At 69.5% G+C, this 17,802-nt stretch carries 16 protein-coding genes and 1 riboswitch; of the genes, 8 read left to right on the top strand and 8 right to left on the bottom strand.

The annotated features are described in order from the left end of the window. Positions 1-114: 114 nt before the first annotated feature. Both ABT061_RS30690 and ABT061_RS30685 read left to right on the top strand, forming a co-directional pair. The gene (locus tag ABT061_RS30690; RefSeq protein ID WP_350924487.1) at positions 115-1,455 is read left to right on the top strand and encodes a TrkH family potassium uptake protein; all 1,341 of its coding nucleotides are present in this window, start codon (positions 115-117) and stop codon (positions 1,453-1,455) included. Next, positions 1,448-2,116, top strand: coding sequence for a potassium channel family protein (locus ABT061_RS30685; protein WP_350924485.1), 669 nt, complete (start codon positions 1,448-1,450; stop codon positions 2,114-2,116). The genes ABT061_RS30690 and ABT061_RS30685 overlap by 8 nt, the downstream gene beginning before the upstream one ends. Positions 2,117-2,219: 103 nt before the next feature. Here ABT061_RS30685 and ABT061_RS30680 read toward each other — a convergent pair whose 3' ends face one another. From ABT061_RS30680 to ABT061_RS30660, 5 genes are all read right to left on the bottom strand, one after another. Continuing rightward, the gene (locus tag ABT061_RS30680) at positions 2,220-2,678 is read right to left on the bottom strand and encodes a PH domain-containing protein (RefSeq protein ID WP_350924483.1); all 459 of its coding nucleotides are present in this window, start codon (positions 2,676-2,678) and stop codon (positions 2,220-2,222) included. Positions 2,679-2,809: 131 nt separating this feature from the next. Continuing rightward, positions 2,810-3,280: a 6,7-dimethyl-8-ribityllumazine synthase gene (gene ribH, locus ABT061_RS30675; protein WP_350924481.1), complete on the bottom strand. Its 471-nt coding sequence runs from the start codon at positions 3,278-3,280 to the stop codon at positions 2,810-2,812. A 73-nt stretch (positions 3,281-3,353) separates the two neighbouring features. Next, a complete protein-coding gene (locus tag ABT061_RS30670) occupies positions 3,354-4,568 on the bottom strand; it encodes a bifunctional 3,4-dihydroxy-2-butanone-4-phosphate synthase/GTP cyclohydrolase II (RefSeq protein ID WP_350924479.1) in 1,215 nt (404 codons plus the stop codon). A gap of 106 nt (positions 4,569-4,674) precedes the next feature. Beyond that, positions 4,675-5,310: a riboflavin synthase gene (locus ABT061_RS30665; protein ID WP_350924477.1), complete on the bottom strand. Its 636-nt coding sequence runs from the start codon at positions 5,308-5,310 to the stop codon at positions 4,675-4,677. A 329-nt stretch (positions 5,311-5,639) separates the two neighbouring features. After that, positions 5,640-5,770: riboswitch (FMN riboswitch) on the bottom strand. A gap of 121 nt (positions 5,771-5,891) precedes the next feature. Next, on the bottom strand, positions 5,892-6,707 hold the full coding sequence (locus ABT061_RS30660; RefSeq protein ID WP_350924475.1) for an oxygenase MpaB family protein: 816 nt from the start codon (positions 6,705-6,707) through the stop codon (positions 5,892-5,894). Positions 6,708-7,034: 327 nt separating this feature from the next. Between ABT061_RS30660 and ABT061_RS30655 the strand changes: the two genes are divergently transcribed. From ABT061_RS30655 to ABT061_RS30635, 5 genes are all read left to right on the top strand, one after another. Continuing rightward, positions 7,035-8,036, top strand: a complete 1,002-nt coding sequence (locus ABT061_RS30655; RefSeq protein ID WP_350924472.1) for an ABC transporter permease — start codon at positions 7,035-7,037, stop codon at positions 8,034-8,036. Between the two features lie 17 nt (positions 8,037-8,053). After that, the gene (locus tag ABT061_RS30650; RefSeq protein WP_350924470.1) at positions 8,054-9,841 is read left to right on the top strand and encodes an ABC transporter substrate-binding protein; all 1,788 of its coding nucleotides are present in this window, start codon (positions 8,054-8,056) and stop codon (positions 9,839-9,841) included. Between the two features lie 127 nt (positions 9,842-9,968). Further along, positions 9,969-10,949: an ABC transporter permease gene (locus ABT061_RS30645; RefSeq protein ID WP_350924468.1), complete on the top strand. Its 981-nt coding sequence runs from the start codon at positions 9,969-9,971 to the stop codon at positions 10,947-10,949. A 14-nt stretch (positions 10,950-10,963) separates the two neighbouring features. Next, positions 10,964-11,965, top strand: a complete 1,002-nt coding sequence (locus ABT061_RS30640; protein WP_350924466.1) for an ABC transporter ATP-binding protein — start codon at positions 10,964-10,966, stop codon at positions 11,963-11,965. After that, the gene (locus ABT061_RS30635; protein ID WP_451934990.1) at positions 11,962-13,008 is read left to right on the top strand and encodes an ABC transporter ATP-binding protein; all 1,047 of its coding nucleotides are present in this window, start codon (positions 11,962-11,964) and stop codon (positions 13,006-13,008) included. Before ABT061_RS30640 ends, ABT061_RS30635 begins: the two co-directional genes overlap by 4 nt. 141 nt (positions 13,009-13,149) lie before the next feature. Here ABT061_RS30635 and rpe read toward each other — a convergent pair whose 3' ends face one another. Continuing rightward, the gene (gene rpe, locus ABT061_RS30630; protein ID WP_350924464.1) at positions 13,150-13,806 is read right to left on the bottom strand and encodes a ribulose-phosphate 3-epimerase; all 657 of its coding nucleotides are present in this window, start codon (positions 13,804-13,806) and stop codon (positions 13,150-13,152) included. 325 nt (positions 13,807-14,131) lie between these two features. On the opposite strand from rpe, the gene ABT061_RS30625 reads away from it, so the two are divergent. Then, positions 14,132-14,314: a hypothetical protein gene (locus ABT061_RS30625; RefSeq protein ID WP_350924462.1), complete on the top strand. Its 183-nt coding sequence runs from the start codon at positions 14,132-14,134 to the stop codon at positions 14,312-14,314. Between the two features lie 17 nt (positions 14,315-14,331). On the opposite strand, the gene asnB is transcribed toward ABT061_RS30625, so the two are convergent. Together asnB and ABT061_RS30615 are read right to left on the bottom strand one after the other, a co-directional pair. Continuing rightward, positions 14,332-16,185 carry an asparagine synthase (glutamine-hydrolyzing) gene (gene asnB, locus ABT061_RS30620; RefSeq protein ID WP_350924460.1) on the bottom strand — a complete coding sequence of 618 codons (1,854 nt, stop codon included), beginning with the start codon at positions 16,183-16,185 and terminating at the stop codon, positions 14,332-14,334. 99 nt (positions 16,186-16,284) lie between these two features. After that, complete coding sequence (locus tag ABT061_RS30615) at positions 16,285-17,802, bottom strand: RsmB/NOP family class I SAM-dependent RNA methyltransferase (RefSeq protein ID WP_350924458.1); 1,518 nt, start codon at positions 17,800-17,802, stop codon at positions 16,285-16,287.

Here is a 17,802-nt window from a genome sequence, read left to right as displayed (position 1 = left end):
CGCGTTGTCACGCCGCACCCGCTGCACCGGGAGGAACCGGTCCGGCGAGACGGCGTCGGGTATCGAGGGCGGACAGGTCTACCGCCGCCCCTCGAAGAAGTATCCTCACCCCCTGTGAAGAACCTCCTCGGCCAGATCAACACCCCGTCCAGAGTCGTCGTGGTGGCGTTCCTGGCCGTGGTCCTCACCGGTACGGGGCTGCTGTCGCTGCCGGTGGCGGTCGAGGAGGGTCAGCATGCCTCGTGGACGTCGGCCCTGTTCACCGCCACCTCCGCGGTCTGCGTGACCGGGCTGGCCATGCACGACACCGCGGCGCACTGGTCGCTCTTCGGCGAGATCGTGCTCATGGTGCTGATGCAGATCGGCGGCTTCGGGATCATGACGCTCTCCTCGATCCTGGCCGTGCTCGTCTCCGGCAAGCTCGGCCTGCGCGCCCGCCTGAACACCCAGGCCGAGACCAAGACCCTCGGGGCCGGCGACGTGCGACGGCTGATCGTGGGAGTCGCCAAGATCACGCTGGTCGCCGAGGTGCTGACCGCCGCGGCGCTCGCCACCCGCTTCGTGATCGGGTACGGGGAGCCGGTCGGCCGCGCCATCTATTACGGGATTTTTCATGCAATCTCGTCATTCACCAATGCCGGGTTCGCCCTCTGGTCGGACAGCGTCATGGGGTTCGTCACCGACCCGTGGATCTGCCTCCCGCTCGCGCTGGCGGTGATCGCCGGAGGTCTCGGCTTCCCGGTCTACGCCGTCCTGAGGGAGAACTGGCGTCGCCCGTCGCGCTGGACGCTGCACGCCAAGATCACACTGTGGATGACCGCGGTGCTGCTGCTCGGCGGGACACTGGCCATCACCGTCATCGAATGGAACAACCCCGGCACGATGGGCGGTCTCTCCCCGGGACTACGGATCATGGCCGGGTTCTTCCACAGCACGATGACCCGCAGCGGCGGCCTGAACTCCGTCGACACCTCCCAGATGAGTGAGAACTCCTGGCTGGTCAGCGACGTGCTGATGTTCATCGGCGCGGGTAGCGCGGGCACCGCGGGCGGCATCAAGGTGACGACGTTCGCACTCCTGGGCTTCGTGATCCTCGCCGAGCTGCGCGGCGAGCCCGACGTCTCGGCGAGCCGCCGCCGCGTCCCCGAGCAGCTCCAGCGCCAGGCCCTGACGATCGCGCTGCTGAGTGTGGCGTCGGTCGCGGTGGGAACGTTCGCGATGATGACGGCGACCCCCTTCAAGCTCGACCGCGTACTGTTCGAGGTGATCTCCGCCTTCGGCACGGTCGGGCTGTCGACGGGGATCACCGCCGACGTCGGCACCGCGGGGCACCTGATCCTGACCGTCCTGATGTTCGTCGGGCGGCTCGGCCCGGTGACCCTGGGCGCCGCGCTGGCGCTGCACGTCCAGACCCGTCGGTTCCGATATCCGGAGGAGCGTCCCCTCGTTGGTTGACAAGAAGAACCGCGGCGACGCGGTCGTGGTCATCGGTCTCGGGCGGTTCGGCGGCGCTCTGGCGGCGCAGCTGGTGAGCCGCGACGTCGAGGTGCTCGGCGTGGACAACGACTCCAAGAACGTCCAGCACTTCTCCGGCAGGCTCACCCACGTGGTGTGCGCGGACTCCACGGACCCGGACGCCCTCCGGCAGCTCGGCATCGCGGAGTTCGGCCGGGCCGTGGTCGGCATCGGCACCGACATCGAGGCGAGCATCCTGACCACCTCGATCCTGACCGACCTGGGGGTGGCGGACATCTGGGCCAAGTCGATCAGTCTGCAGCACAGCCGGATCCTGCAGCGGGTCGGCGCGCACCGCGTGGTGCAGCCGGAACACGACATGGGCGAGCGGGTCGCGCACCTGGTCATCGGGCGGATGCTCGACTATCTGGAGGTCGACGAGGGCTACGCCCTGATCAAGACCATGGCGCCCGGCTGGGCGGACGGCAAGAGCCTGGGCCGGCTGGGCATCCGCAGCGAGTACGGGGTCACCGTGGTCGGCATCAAGAAGCCCGGCGGCGGGTTCACCTACGCCACCTCGGAGACGGTGGTGCAGAGCGGCGACATCCTGCTCGTGGCCGGCGACACCGACAAGACCGAGCGGTTCGCCGAGGAGACCTGAACACCGAGAACCCCGGCCTCGCGGGGTTCCGCAGTGGCCCCACAGTGGCCCCACAGGGCTCGCCGGACCCGGCGCGTTCAGGCGGTGGCGGCCCGCCGGCGGTTCAGCGGGCCTCGTCCGCCTCGCCGCGCTCCCTGATGAGGGCGGCGAGCTCGTGGACCTGGCGCATCGTGCGTTTCTTCTCCGACCCCTGCAGGCCCATGGCGCCGACCGTGATCCCGTCGGCGAAGTCGATCTTCGCCCAGGGCTCGTGGGCGGTCAGGGTGACCCCGAGCACCTCGGCCCACTCGTAGCGGCGCACCCTCAGCGGGTTGACGACGGTGATCCCCCGCTCGTCGGCCTCCACCCGGCACCGCCCCAGCAGGTGGAGGGCCCCGGCGATCAGGAAGCCCAGCACGAGCATCCCGATCCTGTCGGCCAGCGTGAACGGCGCCGGCAGGAAGATCGCCATCAGGATGGCGCCGAGCGTGATCACGCCCGCGAAGCCGTAGGCCACGATCCGCCCGTTCTTGGGCCGCCAGACGACGGGCAACGGGGGCGGGGAGACGCTCTCCGGGCTCACTCTCAGATCACGATCCTTCGGGAAACCACCGATCAAAACGGCTGCGACGGCTGGTCATGGTGCCGATGGCAACCTATCGCACGTCCCCGCCGCACCGATCACACGGCGCGGCGGGGTGCGTCGGCGGTGCGCTAGGAGCGGAGTTCGCGCAGCAGCAGCGCCGCCTCCAGCGCCGCGACGGTGGCCTCGTAGCCCTTGTCCTCGTGACTGCCCGGCACCCCCGACCTGTCCACGGCCTGGTCGAGGGATTCACAGGTCAGCACTCCGTTGCCGACCGGGACCTGCTCGTCGAGGGAGATCCGGGTCAGGCCCGCGGTGACGGAGTCGCAGACGTAGTCGAAGTGGGCGGTCTCCCCGCGGATCACGGCTCCGAGGGCGACGACCGCGTCGCAGCGCCTGGCCAGGGCCTGCACCACGACCGGGATCTCCAGCGAGCCGGCCACCCGGACCACGGTCACCGCCGCGCCGCTGTCCTCCCCCGCCCGTACGGCCCGCGCCACGAGCTGATCGGTGATCTCCTCGTGCCACCGGGCGGCCACGATGCCGACGGTCAGCCCCCGCGCGTCCACGGCCGACACCACCGGCCGTCCTGTCCCACTCATCTGATCAACTCACTCCGCTCGCGGTTCGCGTTCGCGAACACCCCGTCCGTACCGGCTCTCCTGCCACGCTCGCTCATTCGCGCTCCTGGGGGATGTCGTGACCAAGGCGGTCGCGCTTGACCGACAGGTACTTCTCGTTGTACGGGTTCATCGCCACCGGCATGGGCTCGCGGCCGATCACCTTGATGCCGTAGCCGTCCATGCCGCGCAGTTTGGCCGGGTTGTTGGTCAGCAGCCGGATCGACTTCACCCCCAGGTCCGCGAGGATCTGCCCGGCGTTGGAGAACTCCCGCGCGTCCACCGGCAGCCCGAGCTCCAGGTTGGCGTCGACCGTGTCGCTGCCGGCGTCCTGAAGGCTGTACGCCCGCAGCTTGGCCAGCAGCCCGATGCCGCGTCCCTCGTGCCCGCGCAGGTAGACGATCACGCCTCGGCCCTCGGCGGCGATCCGGGACATCGCGTGTTCCAGCTGCACTCCGCAGTCGCACCGCAGCGACCCGAGCACGTCGCCGGTCAGGCACTCGGAGTGCGCCCTGACCATGACGTTCTCGCCGTCCTCGATGTCGCCGAAGACCAGGGCCAGATGCTCGCCGCCATCCACCGAGCTCGCGAAGCCGTAGGCCCGCCACACGCCGAACCTGTTCGGCAGCAGGGTCTCGGCGACCCTGGTCACCATCCGCTCGGTCCTGCGCCGGAACTCCACCAGCTGCTCGATCGAGACGAGCGCCAGGTCGTGCTCGTCGCAGAAGCGGCGCAGCTCCGGCAGCCGCATCATGGTCCCGTCGTCGTTGACGACCTCGGCGAGCACGCCGGACTCGCTCAGCCCGGCGAGCCTGGCCAGGTCCACGGCCGCCTCGGTGTGGCCGCGCCTGACCAGGACACCGCCCTCCCGGTAACGGAGCGGGAAGACGTGACCCGGCCGTACCAGCTCGGACGGGTCGGTCGCGGAGTCGGCCAGGAGACGGATCGTGCGGGCCCGGTCGGCGGCGGAGATCCCGGTGCTCACCCCGTCCCTGGCGTCCACGCTGATCGTGTACGCGGTGCGCAGGCGTTCCCTGTTGTCGTGCACCATCAGCGGCAGGCCGAGCCGGTCGAGGTCCTCACCGCGCATCGGCACGCAGACCACGCCGCTGCTGTGCCGGATGGTGAAGGCCAGCAGTTCCGGCGTGGCCTTGGACGCGGCGAAGATGATGTCGCCCTCGTTCTCCCGGTTCTCGTCGTCGACGACCACGACCGCCTTGCCCTCGCGGGTGTCGGCGATCGCGCGTTCGATCGGGTCCAGCTTGATCACACGGCCTCCTCGGGGACGAGCACGGTCCGCGACCTGTGCTCCTTGAGCCAGTTGACGAATCCGACCGGGACCGGCACGGGGGCCTCGAATCCCGCTTCCGCCCGGTTCACCGCTCGTCCCCCCTGCCGGCCTGGCCGTCCGTGCTCTCGGGGGCGTACGCGCCGACGAGCTTCTCGACGTGCTTGGCGATCACGTCGACCTCGAGGTTCACCGGGTCTCCGGGCTGCTTGGCACCGAGGGTGGTCAGGCGCAGAGTGGTGGGGATGAGGCTGACGGCGAAGCCGCCGGAGCCGACGCTCACCACGGTCAGGCTGATGCCGTCGACCGTGATCGACCCCTTCTCGACCACGTAGCGGTCGAGATCGGACGGGAGGGAGATGCGGACGACCTCCCAGTGCTCGCCGGGCTCCCGCGACAGCAGGACGCCCGTCCCGTCCACGTGACCCTGCACGATGTGGCCGCCCAGTCGCTGGTCGGCGCGGACCGCGCGCTCCAGGTTGACCGGGGAGCCGGGCCTCAGCGCGCCGAGGGAGCTGCGGTCGAGGGTCTCCTTCATCACGTCGGCGGTGAACACCTCACCGGCCACGTCCACCACGGTCAGGCAGACGCCGTTGACGGCGATCGAGTCGCCGTGCCCGGCGTCCGAGGTGACCGTCCTGCCCCGGATGGACAGCCTGGCCGCGTCGCTCAGCTGCTCGATCCCGGCGATCTCACCCAGTTCTTCGACGATTCCGGTGAACATTCACATCTCCTTGCAGGGGATCGCGCGAAGGCGGGCGGCCGAGGTGTCGCGGGGCCGGAGGCGGAACGTCGCCGAAGGGCGGGAAGCCGCGTGGGGGCCGGCGGGGCATGCGCTCGGAGAGCGGGATAAGCCGGTGTGCCCGGTCAGGGAATGGTGGGGGCCGGCGGCGCCATGCCCGTGGGGGGCGGGCCCGGCCACTGGGCGCGTCCGCGTCCGATCAGTCACCCGAGGTCTCCTACTCGCCAGTAGCTGTCTGCCACGGCGGGCCCCGGGGAATTCGATGGGTGCGTACACCCGGTCAGCGGAGGACCCCAAAGGGCACTCTCCGCTCGCGCGCTTCCTCCCATCCGGACTCTAACCGTCGGTCCTGGAGTTTCACCAGGTCAACCGGTCGATGGATTCGACCGGGTCGCGGACTGTAACCGCCGGCTCGGAATTTCACCGACCCCGGAGCACGCTGCTCTGCCTTGCTTCGGAAAGCGCGCCACAGGCGGCCCGCTTCCCGTACACCAGTGTGCCATGTCCGGCAAACCGCACCGCACACCCCTCCAGCATATGGACCAAGCGAGCGCTTGGTCAAATCACGCGGCGTGCTCGGCGATCACCTTCCGAGCCCGTCGCGCGTCCGGGGAGTAGCGCACCGGAGCGGGCACCAGACCGATGCCGGTGTGCAGCGCCCGCAGGGAGGCCGTCGCCCACAGGTCCCCCAGCGGGGTCGCGGGCAGCCCGTAGAGCCTGCGGGCCCAGCGCGGCAGGGTCGCGAAGGCGAGCAGGGTGACCATGGGGAACACCGGCTTGAGCGGGGTCAGGCGCGCCGGGAGCGGCGCGTTGAGCGACTGCCTGAGCGGATGGGGCACCTCGGGCGCGAAGTAGAGACCCGGACGGCAGGCCCGAATGTAGTCGTCCAGCTCGCCGACCGAGCCGGGCACGTCCTCGGGGCGCAGGCCGACGACCTCGGCCGCACGGCGCCACTCCGCGACGAACCTGTCTGCCTCCTCGCCGCTCAGCCCCACTCCGGCCCGCCGGGCGACCGACAGGTAGGAGTCGACCTCGCCGACATGGACCCAGAGCAGCGCGGCGGGGTCGTCGAGACGGAACCGCTCGCCGGTGTCTGGGTCGAGGGCGGTGAGTCTCGCGTGGATCTTCCTGACCCTGGCCCCCGCGCGGGCGACCTCCTCGGTCGTACCGTAGGTGCGCACCCGGACGAACTCGGTGGTGCGCGCGAAGCGGGACCAGGCCTCCGCAGGGTCCATGAGCGCCGAGTTCTGCGCGACCCCGCGCATCGCCCGGGGGTGCAGGCCCTGCATGAGCAGCGCCCTGAAGCCTCCGACGAGCAGGATCGGCTCGCCCATCACCTTCCAGGTCACCGAATCCGGTCCGAACAACCCGTGATCCATGCGCCGCCTCCCTCGTAAGTGGTTAATTACGCTACCGGAGGGGGCCTGGGCACACATGTCCCGGGTCTGTGACACAAGCGGAACGGGATCCAGACGAGGGTGTCACGGCCAGGTCATCAAAGTGTCACAGATCCGTGAAAAGCAGCTTTTAAGTGCCTCGATTCTTTCACCCCACCCCCCCACCGCGTCAACGGAATTGAAGCTACGAACAGGTGGAAATTACACAACAATAAAATGAGTAAGGAGCAGACCATTGATTTGACCTTGACTGTTTTGCGATGGTTCCAAGGATCAGGCTCAGCCATGCTCGTTGGGAGCGCCCGCACGATGACCATCCCTGCACCAGCCGCGTCCACCACCGGGAAACCCCCCGCGGTGAAGACACCGGAGACGGTAGGCCGTTCCCCCGGCCAGTTGATGTGGCTGCGCTTCCGCCGCGACCCCACCGGCATCGCCTCGGCCGGCGTGGTGATCTTCTTCTTCCTCGTCGCGATCCTCGCGCCGGTCATCTCCTGGCTCTACGGCAAGGACCACTCCACCCTCTACGGCCAGGACACCCCGGGACTGCTGAACGACTTCGGCTACCCGGTGCTGCCCAACGGCGGCATGAGCTCGGACTTCTGGTTCGGCATCGAGCCGGGCCTGGGCCGTGACGTGTTCATGCAGCTCGTCTACGGGATCAGGACCTCGCTGCTGATCGCCATGACCGCGACGGTCCTCATCACGATGATCGGCATCGTCATGGGCATCGTCGCCGGATACACCGGCGGCAGAACCGACTACTTCATCGGCCGCCTGATCGACATCGTCCTGTCGTTCCCCTCGACCCTGTTCATCATCGCGTTCATGCCGGTGGTGGAGAACCTCTTCGTCAGCCCCGACGAGGAGACCCCGGTCTGGCTGCGGGCGGTGACGCTCATCACCCTGCTGACGGCCTTCGGCTGGGCCGGCATCGCCCGGCTGCTGCGCGGCCAGGTGCTCTCCATGCGCGAACGGGAGTTCGTCGAGGCCGCCAAGGTGACCGGCGCCTCCCCCGCCCGGATCATCTTCAAGGAGCTGCTGCCCAACCTGTGGACGCCGATCCTGATCCAGTCGACACTGCTGCTGCCCGCGATGGTGACCGCCGAGGCGGCCCTGTCCTTCCTGGGCGTCGGCATGATCGAGCCCATCCCCGACTGGGGCCGGATGTTCCTGCGGGGCACCGAGGTCTACCAGAACGACATCACCTACCTGATCTTCCCCGGCGCGGCTCTGCTGATCTTCGTGATCGCCTTCAACCTTCTCGGCGACTCGGTCCGCGACGCCTTCGACCCCAAGCTCAAGCGTTAGACCTGAATAGGAGAGAGATGAAAGTCCGTACGCGGTCAGCGATGGCCGTACTCGCCATAGGCGCGCTCGCACTTACCAGCGCGTGCGCCGAGGGCAACCAGGGCGCCCCCGCCGCTCCCAGCGGCTCCGCCGGCGCCTCTGCCCCCGCCGCGGAGGCCTCCTACAAGGCGCCGACCATCACGGTCGGCACCGCGGAGGACTCCAAGGGCCCCGCCATCGAGCCGGAGGGCGTCGTCAAGGGCGGCACCGTCACGATGATCGACCGGGACGACTTCTCCCACCTCGACCCGGGCCAGCTCTACGTCAACACCGAGACGAACTTCTCCCTCCTGATCGCGCGTACCCTGACCGGCTACAAGCGCACCGACAAGAGCGAGTACAAGCTGGTCGGCGACCTGGCCACCGACACCGGCACCCCCTCCGACGGCGGCAAGACCTGGACCTTCACCCTCAAGGACGGGGTGAAGTGGGAGGACGGCACGCCCATCACGTCCGAGGACGTGAAGTGGAGCATGGAGCGGACGTTCGCGTCCTTCATCACCCAGGGCCCGACCTACATCCAGCAGTGGCTGACCGAGGTCGACCACAAGAAGGCCTACCAGGGCCCCTATGACGGCAAGCGCCTGGACAGCATCGAGACGCCGGACGACAAGACGATCGTCTACAAGTTCAAGACGCCGCACGCCGACGCCAACTACGCCTTCGCCATGGGCGGCTACGGCATCGTGCCCAAGGCCAAGGACACCAAGGAGAAGTACGACAAGGCCCCTGTCTCCAGCGGCCCGTACATCATCAAGAACCACGTGGTCGACAAGTCCATCGACCTTGAGCGCAACCCGCACTGGGACGCAGCCACCGACCCGATCCGCGGCGCCTACCCCGACAAGTGGCGTCTGGAGTTCGGCCAGGAGCCCCTGCAGATCACCGACCGGCTGATGGCGGACGCGGGCCCGGACCAGACCGCCTTCACCTTCTACGCGACCGTTCCCCCGGAGCGGCTGCAGCAGGTGCTCGGCGACCCGGCGCTGGCGCCCCGCCTGATGAAGAGCCCCTCGCCGTACGGGAACTACTACTACTTCAACCTTGACCGGATGAAGGACCAGAAGATCCGCCAGGCCATCAACTACGCGTGGCCCTCCAAGCAGATCCAGCAGACCATGGGCGGCCCGGCCGCCGCGGCGCTGCCGACCACCATCCTCAACGAGAACACCACGGTCGGCTACCAGCCCTACGACCTGTTCGACAAGACGACCAAGCCCGAGGGTGACATCGAGAAGGCCAAGCAGTTGCTGGCCGAGTCGAGCAACCCGACGCCGACCATCGTCTACGCCTACAACCAGACGCCGGTCCAGGAGCAGGTCACCGTCGTGATCAAGAGCGCCCTGGAGAAGGCCGGCATCAAGGTCGTGGCCAAGCCGCTGGACCGCAAGACCTACTACGACTCCATCGGCCTGACGAAGAACGAGTTCGACCTGTACTGGGGCGGCTGGGGTGCCGACTGGCCGTCCGGCTCGACGGTCTTGCCCGTCATCTTCGGCCCGATCGCCGACGGTGCGCCGAACTACTCGCACCTGAAGGACGAGGCGCTCACCAAGAAGATGGACGAGATCACCGCGATGACCGACATCGACGCGCAGAACGCCGCGTGGATGGCGCTGGACAAGGAGATCCAGGAGACGATCACCCCGCTGGTCGTCGCCGAGAACCGGATCGCCAACACCCTGCACGGCTCCAAGATCGGCGGCGCGGAGATCGACCCGCAGTCGTGGACCGTCCAGCCGAACAGAATCTTCGTGAAGCCGTAACGCCCACGAAGCCTTAGGAGACACCGGCGGCCGTGGCCTCGCGGAGGACGACACCGTTCCCCGCGAGGCCACGGCCAAGGGGCCGTCAGGCCCCAGCAGCGGTCCCAGCCACCTCGGGAAACAGGCAATGCTTCCATTCATCACTCGCCGCACGCTCGGCGCCGCGGTCACGCTTCTGATCATCGCCGCGGTCACGTTCTTCCTCTTCTTCGCCGTGCCCGCCGACCCGGCGAGGCTCGCCTGCGGCAAGGTCTGCCCGCCCGACCTCCTGGAGCAGGCGCGGCACAACCTGGGACTGGACCAGCCCCTGTTCGCCCAGTTCGTGGCCTGGCTGGCCGGCATCTTCGTCGGCCGCGACTACGAGAGCCTGGGCCACTGCCCGGCCCCCTGCCTCGGCTACTCGTTCGTCAACCGCGAGCCGGTGTTCGAGACGATCCTGGACCGGCTGCCGGTCACCGTCTCCCTCACCATCGGCGCGGCGGTCGTCTTCCTCGTCTTCGGCATGGCGACCGGCATCGTCGCGGCCCTGCGCCAGGGCAAGCCGCTGGACAAGATCGCCAGCGTGTCGTCCCTGATCGGCGCCTCCGTGCAGATCTACTTCATCGGCACGCTCGCGCTCTACTTCTTCGTCTACAAGAACCAGATCCTCGAACGGCCCCAGTACCTGCCGTTCACCGAGAACCCCATCGCCTGGGCGAGCGGGCTGGCGCTGCCCTGGGTGGTGCTGGCGATCATCTTCACCGCCAACTACACCCGTATGACGCGCTCGACGATGGTGGAACAGCTCAGTGAGGACTACGTCCGCACCGCGCGGGCCAAGGGCATGTCCGGGCGGAGCGTGGTGATGAGATTCGCCCTGCGCGGCACCCTGACGCCCATCATCACGATCTTCGGCGTGGACCTCGGCACGCTGATCGGCGGTGCGATCATCACCGAGACCACCTTCGGGCTGCAGGGACTCGGGCGACTCTCCATCAAGGCCGTCGACACCTCCGACCTGCCCATGCTGATGGGCACGGTGCTCGTGGCGGCCGGGGCGATCGTCTTCTTCAACATCGTCGTCGACATCCTGTACGCCTTCATCGACCCTCGTGTCCGGCTGAGCTAGGAGTTCTGAAGAAAGTGTCAACTCCCTTCCTCTCGGTCCGTGACCTGACCGTCGACTTCCACACCGAGGACGGCGTCGTCCACGCGGTGGACGGGCTCTCCTTCGACGTGGAGAAGGGCACCACGCTGGGCATCGTCGGCGAGTCCGGGTCCGGCAAGTCGGTGACCAACCTGACGGTGCTCGGCCTGCACAACCCGGAGACCACCACGATCAACGGGGAGATCCGGCTGGACGGCGAGGAGCTGATCGGCGCCTCCCGGTCCACCATGGAGAAACTGCGCGGCAACAAGGTCGCGATGATCTTCCAGGACCCGCTGACCTCGCTCTCCCCGTACCACACCATCGGCAAGCAGATCTCCGAGGTCTACCGTAAGCACACCGGCGCGAGCCGCGCCGAGGCCAGGGCCCGTGCGATCGAGATGCTGACCCGGGTCGGCATCCCACAGCCGAAGACCAGGGTGGACGACTATCCCCACCAGTTCTCCGGCGGCATGCGGCAGCGCGCGATGATCGCGATGGCGCTGGTCTGCGACCCCGACCTGCTGATCGCCGACGAGCCCACCACCGCACTGGACGTGACGGTGCAGGCCCAGATCCTGGACCTGCTCAAGGAGCTCCAGGACCAGATGGGCACCTCGATCATCCTGATCACCCACGATCTCGGCGTGGTCGCCAACACCGCGCACGAGGTGCTGGTGATGTACGCCGGGCGCGCGGTGGAGCGCGGGACCGTCAAGGAGGTCCTCCGCGAACCCCGCCACCCCTACACCTGGGGCCTGCTGGCCTCCATGCCCAAGCTGAGCGCACCGGTGGACGTGCAGCTCCGGCCGGTCCGCGGCACCCCGCCGAGCCTGATCAACGTCCCGTCCGGCTGCCCCTTCCACCCGCGGTGCGACTTCATGGAGGTGGCGGGGCCCGAGCTGTGCCGCTCGGAGCGGCCCGAGCTGTCCCCGCACCGCGGCCACGGCGACGCGTGCTACCTGACCCTGGCCCAGAAGCGGGAGATCCACAAGTGAGCGAGACGACCTCCGAGCCGCTGCTGGAGCTGTCCGGTCTGAAGAAGCACTTCCCGGTGATGGGCGGCCTCATCTTCAAACGGCAGGTCGGCCGGGTCCACGCGGTGGACGGCATCGACCTGACCGTGCACGCCGGTGAGACGCTCGGCCTGGTCGGCGAGTCCGGCTGCGGCAAGTCCACCGCCGGGCGGCTGGCGGCCCGGCTGCTCGAACCGACCGCGGGCGGCATCCGCTACGCCGGACGCGAGATCGGCCACGCCAGTCGCAAGGAGCTGAAGCCGATCCGGGCCGAGATCCAGATGATCTTCCAGGACCCGTACTCGTCGCTCAACCCCCGGCACACCGTGGGCACCATCATCGGCGGCCCGATGGAGATCAACGGGATCAACCCGCCGGGCGGCAGGACCAAGCGGATCCAGGAGCTCCTGGAGATCGTCGGGCTCAACCCCGAGCACTACAACCGCTTCCCGCACGAGTTCTCCGGCGGCCAGCGGCAGCGGATCGGGGTGGCCCGCGCGCTCTCCCTCAACCCCAAGCTGATCATCGCGGACGAGCCGGTCTCGGCCCTCGACGTCTCCATCCAGGCGCAGGTGGTCAACCTGCTCCAGCAGCTCCAGCGGGACATGGGGATCGCGTTCCTGTTCATCGCGCACGACCTGGCGATCGTCAGGCACTTCTCCCAGCGGGTCGCGGTCATGTACCTCGGCAAGATCGTCGAGGTCGCCGACCGCGCCTCCCTGTACGAGCGCCCCCGCCACCCCTACACCCACGCGCTGCTGTCGGCGGTGCCCGAGGTGCAGGAGGACGACGAGCCGCGCGAGCGCATCCGCCTGGCGGGGGACGTGCCCTCCCCCATCAACCCGCCGTCCGGCTGCCGCTTCCGCACCCGCTGCTGGAAGGCCCAGGACAAGTGCGCCACCGAGGAGCCTCCGCTGCTCAGGCTGGAGGGCAACAGGGAAGGTCACCTGACCGCCTGCCACTTCCCCGAGGAGCCGACCGTGCACGGCCAGGACGTGGTGCTGGACCCGGCGCTGCAGACCTGACACCGGCCGTCGCCGGTCCTCGCGGCCGGTGATCCCCGGTGAGAGAACGGCGGAGGGCGGACCCATCCCGGGTCCGCCCTCCGCCGTTCGGCTGTCCGCCTGGCGGTCCGGTCCTCCCGGACGCCTCCTGGACGGGACCGGTCAGCCGCGAGTGGCCAGGGCGCGCAGACCGTCGACCGCGCGGGCCGGGTCCTCGGCGCCGTAGACGGCGTTGCCCGCCACGAAGACGTCGGCGCCCGCCTCCGCGCAGCGCTCGATCGTCGTGTCGGAGACGCCGCCGTCCACCTGGAGCCAGACCTGCCCGCCGCAGCGGTCGATCAGCTCGCGGGCCCGGCGGATCTTGGGCAGCACCATGTCGAGGAACTTCTGCCCGCCGAAACCGGGATCGACGGTCATCAGCAGCAGCATGTCGAGCTCGTCGAGCAGGTCCTCGTACGGCTCGACGGGGGTGGCGGGGTTCAGCGCCAGGCCGGCGCGGGCGCCGGCGCTGCGGATCTGGCGCAGCGTACGCACCGGGGCCTTGGCCGCCTCCACGTGGATGGTCACGCTCTGGGCTCCGGCCTCGGCGTAGGACGGGGCCCAGCGGTCCGGGTCCTCGATCATGAGGTGGCAGTCGAGCGGCATCGAGGTCGCCTTGAGCAGGGACTCGACCACCGGCAGCCCGAGGGTCAGGTTGGGGACGAAGTGGTTGTCCATGACATCCACGTGCAGCCAGTCGGCGTTGGGGACCGCCTCGGCCGCCTCGGCGAGGCGGGCGAAGTCAGCGGACAGGATGCTGGGCGAGATCTGTACGGCCATAATTGGCCGATTCTATGAGGCGGCGCCCTGCCCTCCGTCACCCGCCGTCCACCACGTGACCCGCGTCACATATCATCCAACACACGGCGCGCGCCACATAAAACATGACATATCGGATATATCGCTCGTACTACCGAGCCTCCCGCACCGAACTCGGAGACGGCAGGGAATGTCAAGGACGCGAACTCATAACTCTCCTGGCACACGAGGGATTGCCGGAGTAATTTCCTTCCGGAATCATCTGGATTACTGAACGAGACGGTGCGCGAGGTTCGGGGTCCTCCGCTCCGACCGACTTCTCAGTCTTTATCGGAATCGGGGAGCGATGTCCTTTCGCCCCCGCTCCCTGCGTTCGATTCTCCTCCCGCTGCTCGTCACCGTCGCCCTCCTCGCCATACCCACCGCGAGCGTGATGGACCTCTACGGCGTGATCTCGACCAACCTGGCCTGGAGCTCCTCAGCGGGCCAGGACGGGGTGAAGCTCTGCTACGTGCCCCGGCGGCGCTGAGGGGACGGGATCTCGAATCAGAGGTTGACCCGGACGTGGTACCTCTCCAGCCAGGCGTTGAACTGCAGCAGCCCCTCCAGCGCCGCCCGGCCTCCCGCCGGGCCGCCGTCCGTCTCCGGCCGGCCGATCACCGCCCGTACCTTCTCCCTGTCGATCAGCGGCTCGGCCGCGATGTCCCCGCGGCCGAGCAGCCGGGCCGCCTCCGCGCGGACGGCCTCGGTGTAGGAGGGGTCCTGCGTCGAGGGGTAGGGGCTCTTGTGGCGGTGGACGACCGAGGGCGGCAGGATGTCCGCCGTGGCGGCGCGGAGCAGGCTCTTCTCCCGTCCGTCGAAGGTCTTCATCGACCAGGGGGCGTTGAAGACGTACTCCACCAGCCGGTGGTCGCAGAACGGCACCCGGACCTCCAGCCCGACGGCCATGCTCATCCGGTCCTTGCGGTCCAGCAGGATCTGCACGAACCGGGTGAGGTTCAGGTAGGAGATCTCCCGCATCCGCCGTTCCAGCCCCTCCTCACCCGGTAGCCGAGGCACCTCGTCCAGCGCGTGCCGGTAGCTGTCCGCGCGGTAGGCGGGGATGTCCAGCTTGTGCATCAGGTCCTCGTCGAGGAGCGCCCCCAGCCCGCCGAACCGCGCCATCCCCGGGGAGACCAGCCAGGGGAAGGTGTCGGCGGCGACCGCCTCCGGATCGTGGAACCACCGGTAGCCGCCGAAGACCTCGTCGGCCGACTCCCCGGACAGCGCCACGGTGGAGCGCTCCCGGATGGCGCGGAACAGCAGGTAGAGGGAGGTGTCCATGTCACCGACACCGATCGGCAGATCCCGCGCCCGCAGGACCGCGCCGCGCACCGCCGGGTCCATGAGGTCGGCGGAGTCCAGGACGATGTCGGTGTGGTCGGCGTCGACGTGCCGCACGACCTCGTGCGCGTACGGTGTGTCGGGGGTGTCGCGCATCTCGTCGGGCTGGAAGTTCTCGGTGTATCCGGCGAAGTCGACGGAGAACGACCGGACCCTCCCCTCCCCCCGCTCCCGAAGCCCCAGCGCGGCGAGTGCCGTGACGGCGCTGGAGTCGAGGCCCCCGGAGAGCAGGGCGCAGAGCGGCACGTCGGCGACGAGCTGGCGGCCGACGATGTCGTCCAGCAGGTCGCGTACGCCCGCGACCGTGGTGGCGAGGTCGTCGACGTGCTCGTGGGAGTGCAGCTGCCAGTAGCGGCGCCGGCACAGGAACTCGCGGGTCACCCGGATCGCCTGGCCGGGGCGAACCTCGTACATGCCCTGGTAGACGGCGTGCTCGGGGGTCTTGACGAAGGCGATCAGCTCGCGCAGCCCGTCGGCGTCGACGGTGGGCGTCCCGGCGAGCGGGTTGGCGAGGATCGCCTTGGGCTCGGAGCCGAACAGCACGCCGTGCGCGGTGGGGTAGTAGTACAGCGGCTTGACACCCATCCGGTCGCGGACGAGCAGCAGCTCCTCGCGGCGGGTGTCCCAGATCGCGAAGGCGAACATGCCGTTCAGCCGGTCGGCGAGATCCTCCCCCCATTCGAGGTAGGCCCGCAGCACGACCTCGGTGTCGCTCCGGGTCTGGAAGCGATGGCCGTGGGCGGCCAGTTCGGCGCGTAACTCGACGAAGTTGTAGATCTCGCCGCTGTAGGTGAGGACGGCAAGCGGCAGCCCCTCCTCCGCGACGACCATCGGCTGGCGGCCGCCCTCGATGTCGATGACGGCCAGCCGCCGATGGCCTATCGCGACGTGCGGGGCGAGCCAGATCCCCGCGTCGTCGGGCCCGCGGCAGGCCATGGTGTCGGTCATGGCCCTCGCGATGTCCGGTGACTGCCGGACATCGCCCTCGAAGTCCACCCATCCACAGATTCCACACATTTCGCCACCCCCGCGTCCTCTTGGAAGCAGTTATGCCCAGTCGAACGGCGTGCGGCATCCATATATGCCCTGACCTGCGATGACGGCTCCGGGGGCCGATCAGCGGCGGCGCAGCAGGGCCAGGAACATGGCGTCGGTGCCGTGCCGGTGCGGCCAGAACCGCGCGTACGGCCCCTCGCCCAGCCCCTCGACCTCGGGGAGGTAGGCACGGGCGTCCAGCGCCTCGACGTCGTCGCGGCGGCGCAGGGCGTCGCCGACCACGACGTCGGTCTCGGCCAGGTGCGGCGAGCAGGTCACGTACCCGACGACGCCGCCGGGACGGACCGCCTCGATCGCCGAGGCGAGCAGGTCACGCTGGAGCCTGCCCAGCTCGGGAAGGCTCCGGGGATCACGGCGCCAGCGGGCCTCGGGGCGGCGGCGCAGCGCGCCCAGGCCGGTGCAGGGGGCATCCAGCATGACCCGGTCGAAGACTCCGGGCCGCCAGGCGGGCACGGTGCCGTTCGCGGTGATCACCGCGGCCTGCCGGGTCGTCTGCCACACCAGCCGCGCCCGGTGGTACTGCAGCTCGGCGGCGAGCAGGCGCGCCCCACCGGGGAAGGCCGCCGGCCCGGCGCCCGCCGCGAGGCCCGCCTCGTCACCGTGGGTCGCGATGGCGTCGAGCAGGCCGGCCTTGCCGCCGGGGCCCGCGCACAGGTCGAGCCAGCGCGAGTCGGCGCCCTCCACCGGGACCCGGGTCAGGGCCAGCGCGACGAGCTGGCTGGCCTCGTCCTGGACGGCGGCCCGCGACTCGGCCACGGCGAGGATCGCCCCGGGGTCGCCCTCGGGCAGATAGGCCGCGTACGGGGAGTATCCGGCGGGCTCGGCGCCCGCGTCGAGGAGCTCCGCGACCGACGAGCGGCCCGGACGGGCGACCAGGGTCACCCGGGGACGCTCGTTGTCGGCGGCGAGCAGGGCGGCCGTCTCGTCGAAGTCGCCGCCCACGGCGTCGCGCAGCGCCTCGACGATCCACCTCGGGTGGCTGTGGGCCACCGCCAGATGGCCGACGGGGTCGTCGGCGGGGTCGGGCGCCACGATCGGGACCCACTGCTCCAGCGACCGGGTGGAGACCTTGCGCAGCACGGCGTTGGCGTACTTCGAGGCGCCGATGCCCACGCGCAGCCGCACCAGATCGACCGTGGTGCCGACGGCGGCGTGCGGGGGCACCCGCGTCTTGAGCAACTGGTGCACGCCCAGCCGTACGGCGTCGAGCAGCGGCGGGTCGACGTCCTCCGGCGCCCGGTCGCTGCAGGCCGCGATGATCTCGTCGTAGGTGCCGAGACCGCGCAGGGTGCCGTAGGCCAGTTCGGTGGCCAGTCCCGCGTCGCGCCCCGACAGGCGGCGCTCGCGCAGCAGCGCGGGCATCAGCAGGTTGGCGTAGGCGTCCCGCTCGTCGACGGCACGCATCAGGTCGTACGCGGTGTTGCGCGCCTCGTCGCGGACCGGCTTGGGCGGACGCCCGGCCCCGGCAGTGCCCTTGCCCCTGCCTCGGTTCCCGCCCGCTCCATGGCCGCGCGGGGTCGCCCCCCGGCCGCGCCCGCCTCGTGCGGCGTTACGGCCGTCACCACCAGCACTGCTCAT

It is taken from the genome of Streptosporangium sp. NPDC002544, assembly GCF_040295965.1.
Taxonomy (GTDB): Bacteria; Actinomycetota; Actinomycetes; order Streptosporangiales; family Streptosporangiaceae; genus Streptosporangium.
Note: the sequence above shows the minus strand (reverse complement) of the source record. Positions and strands in the feature narration are given on the sequence as shown.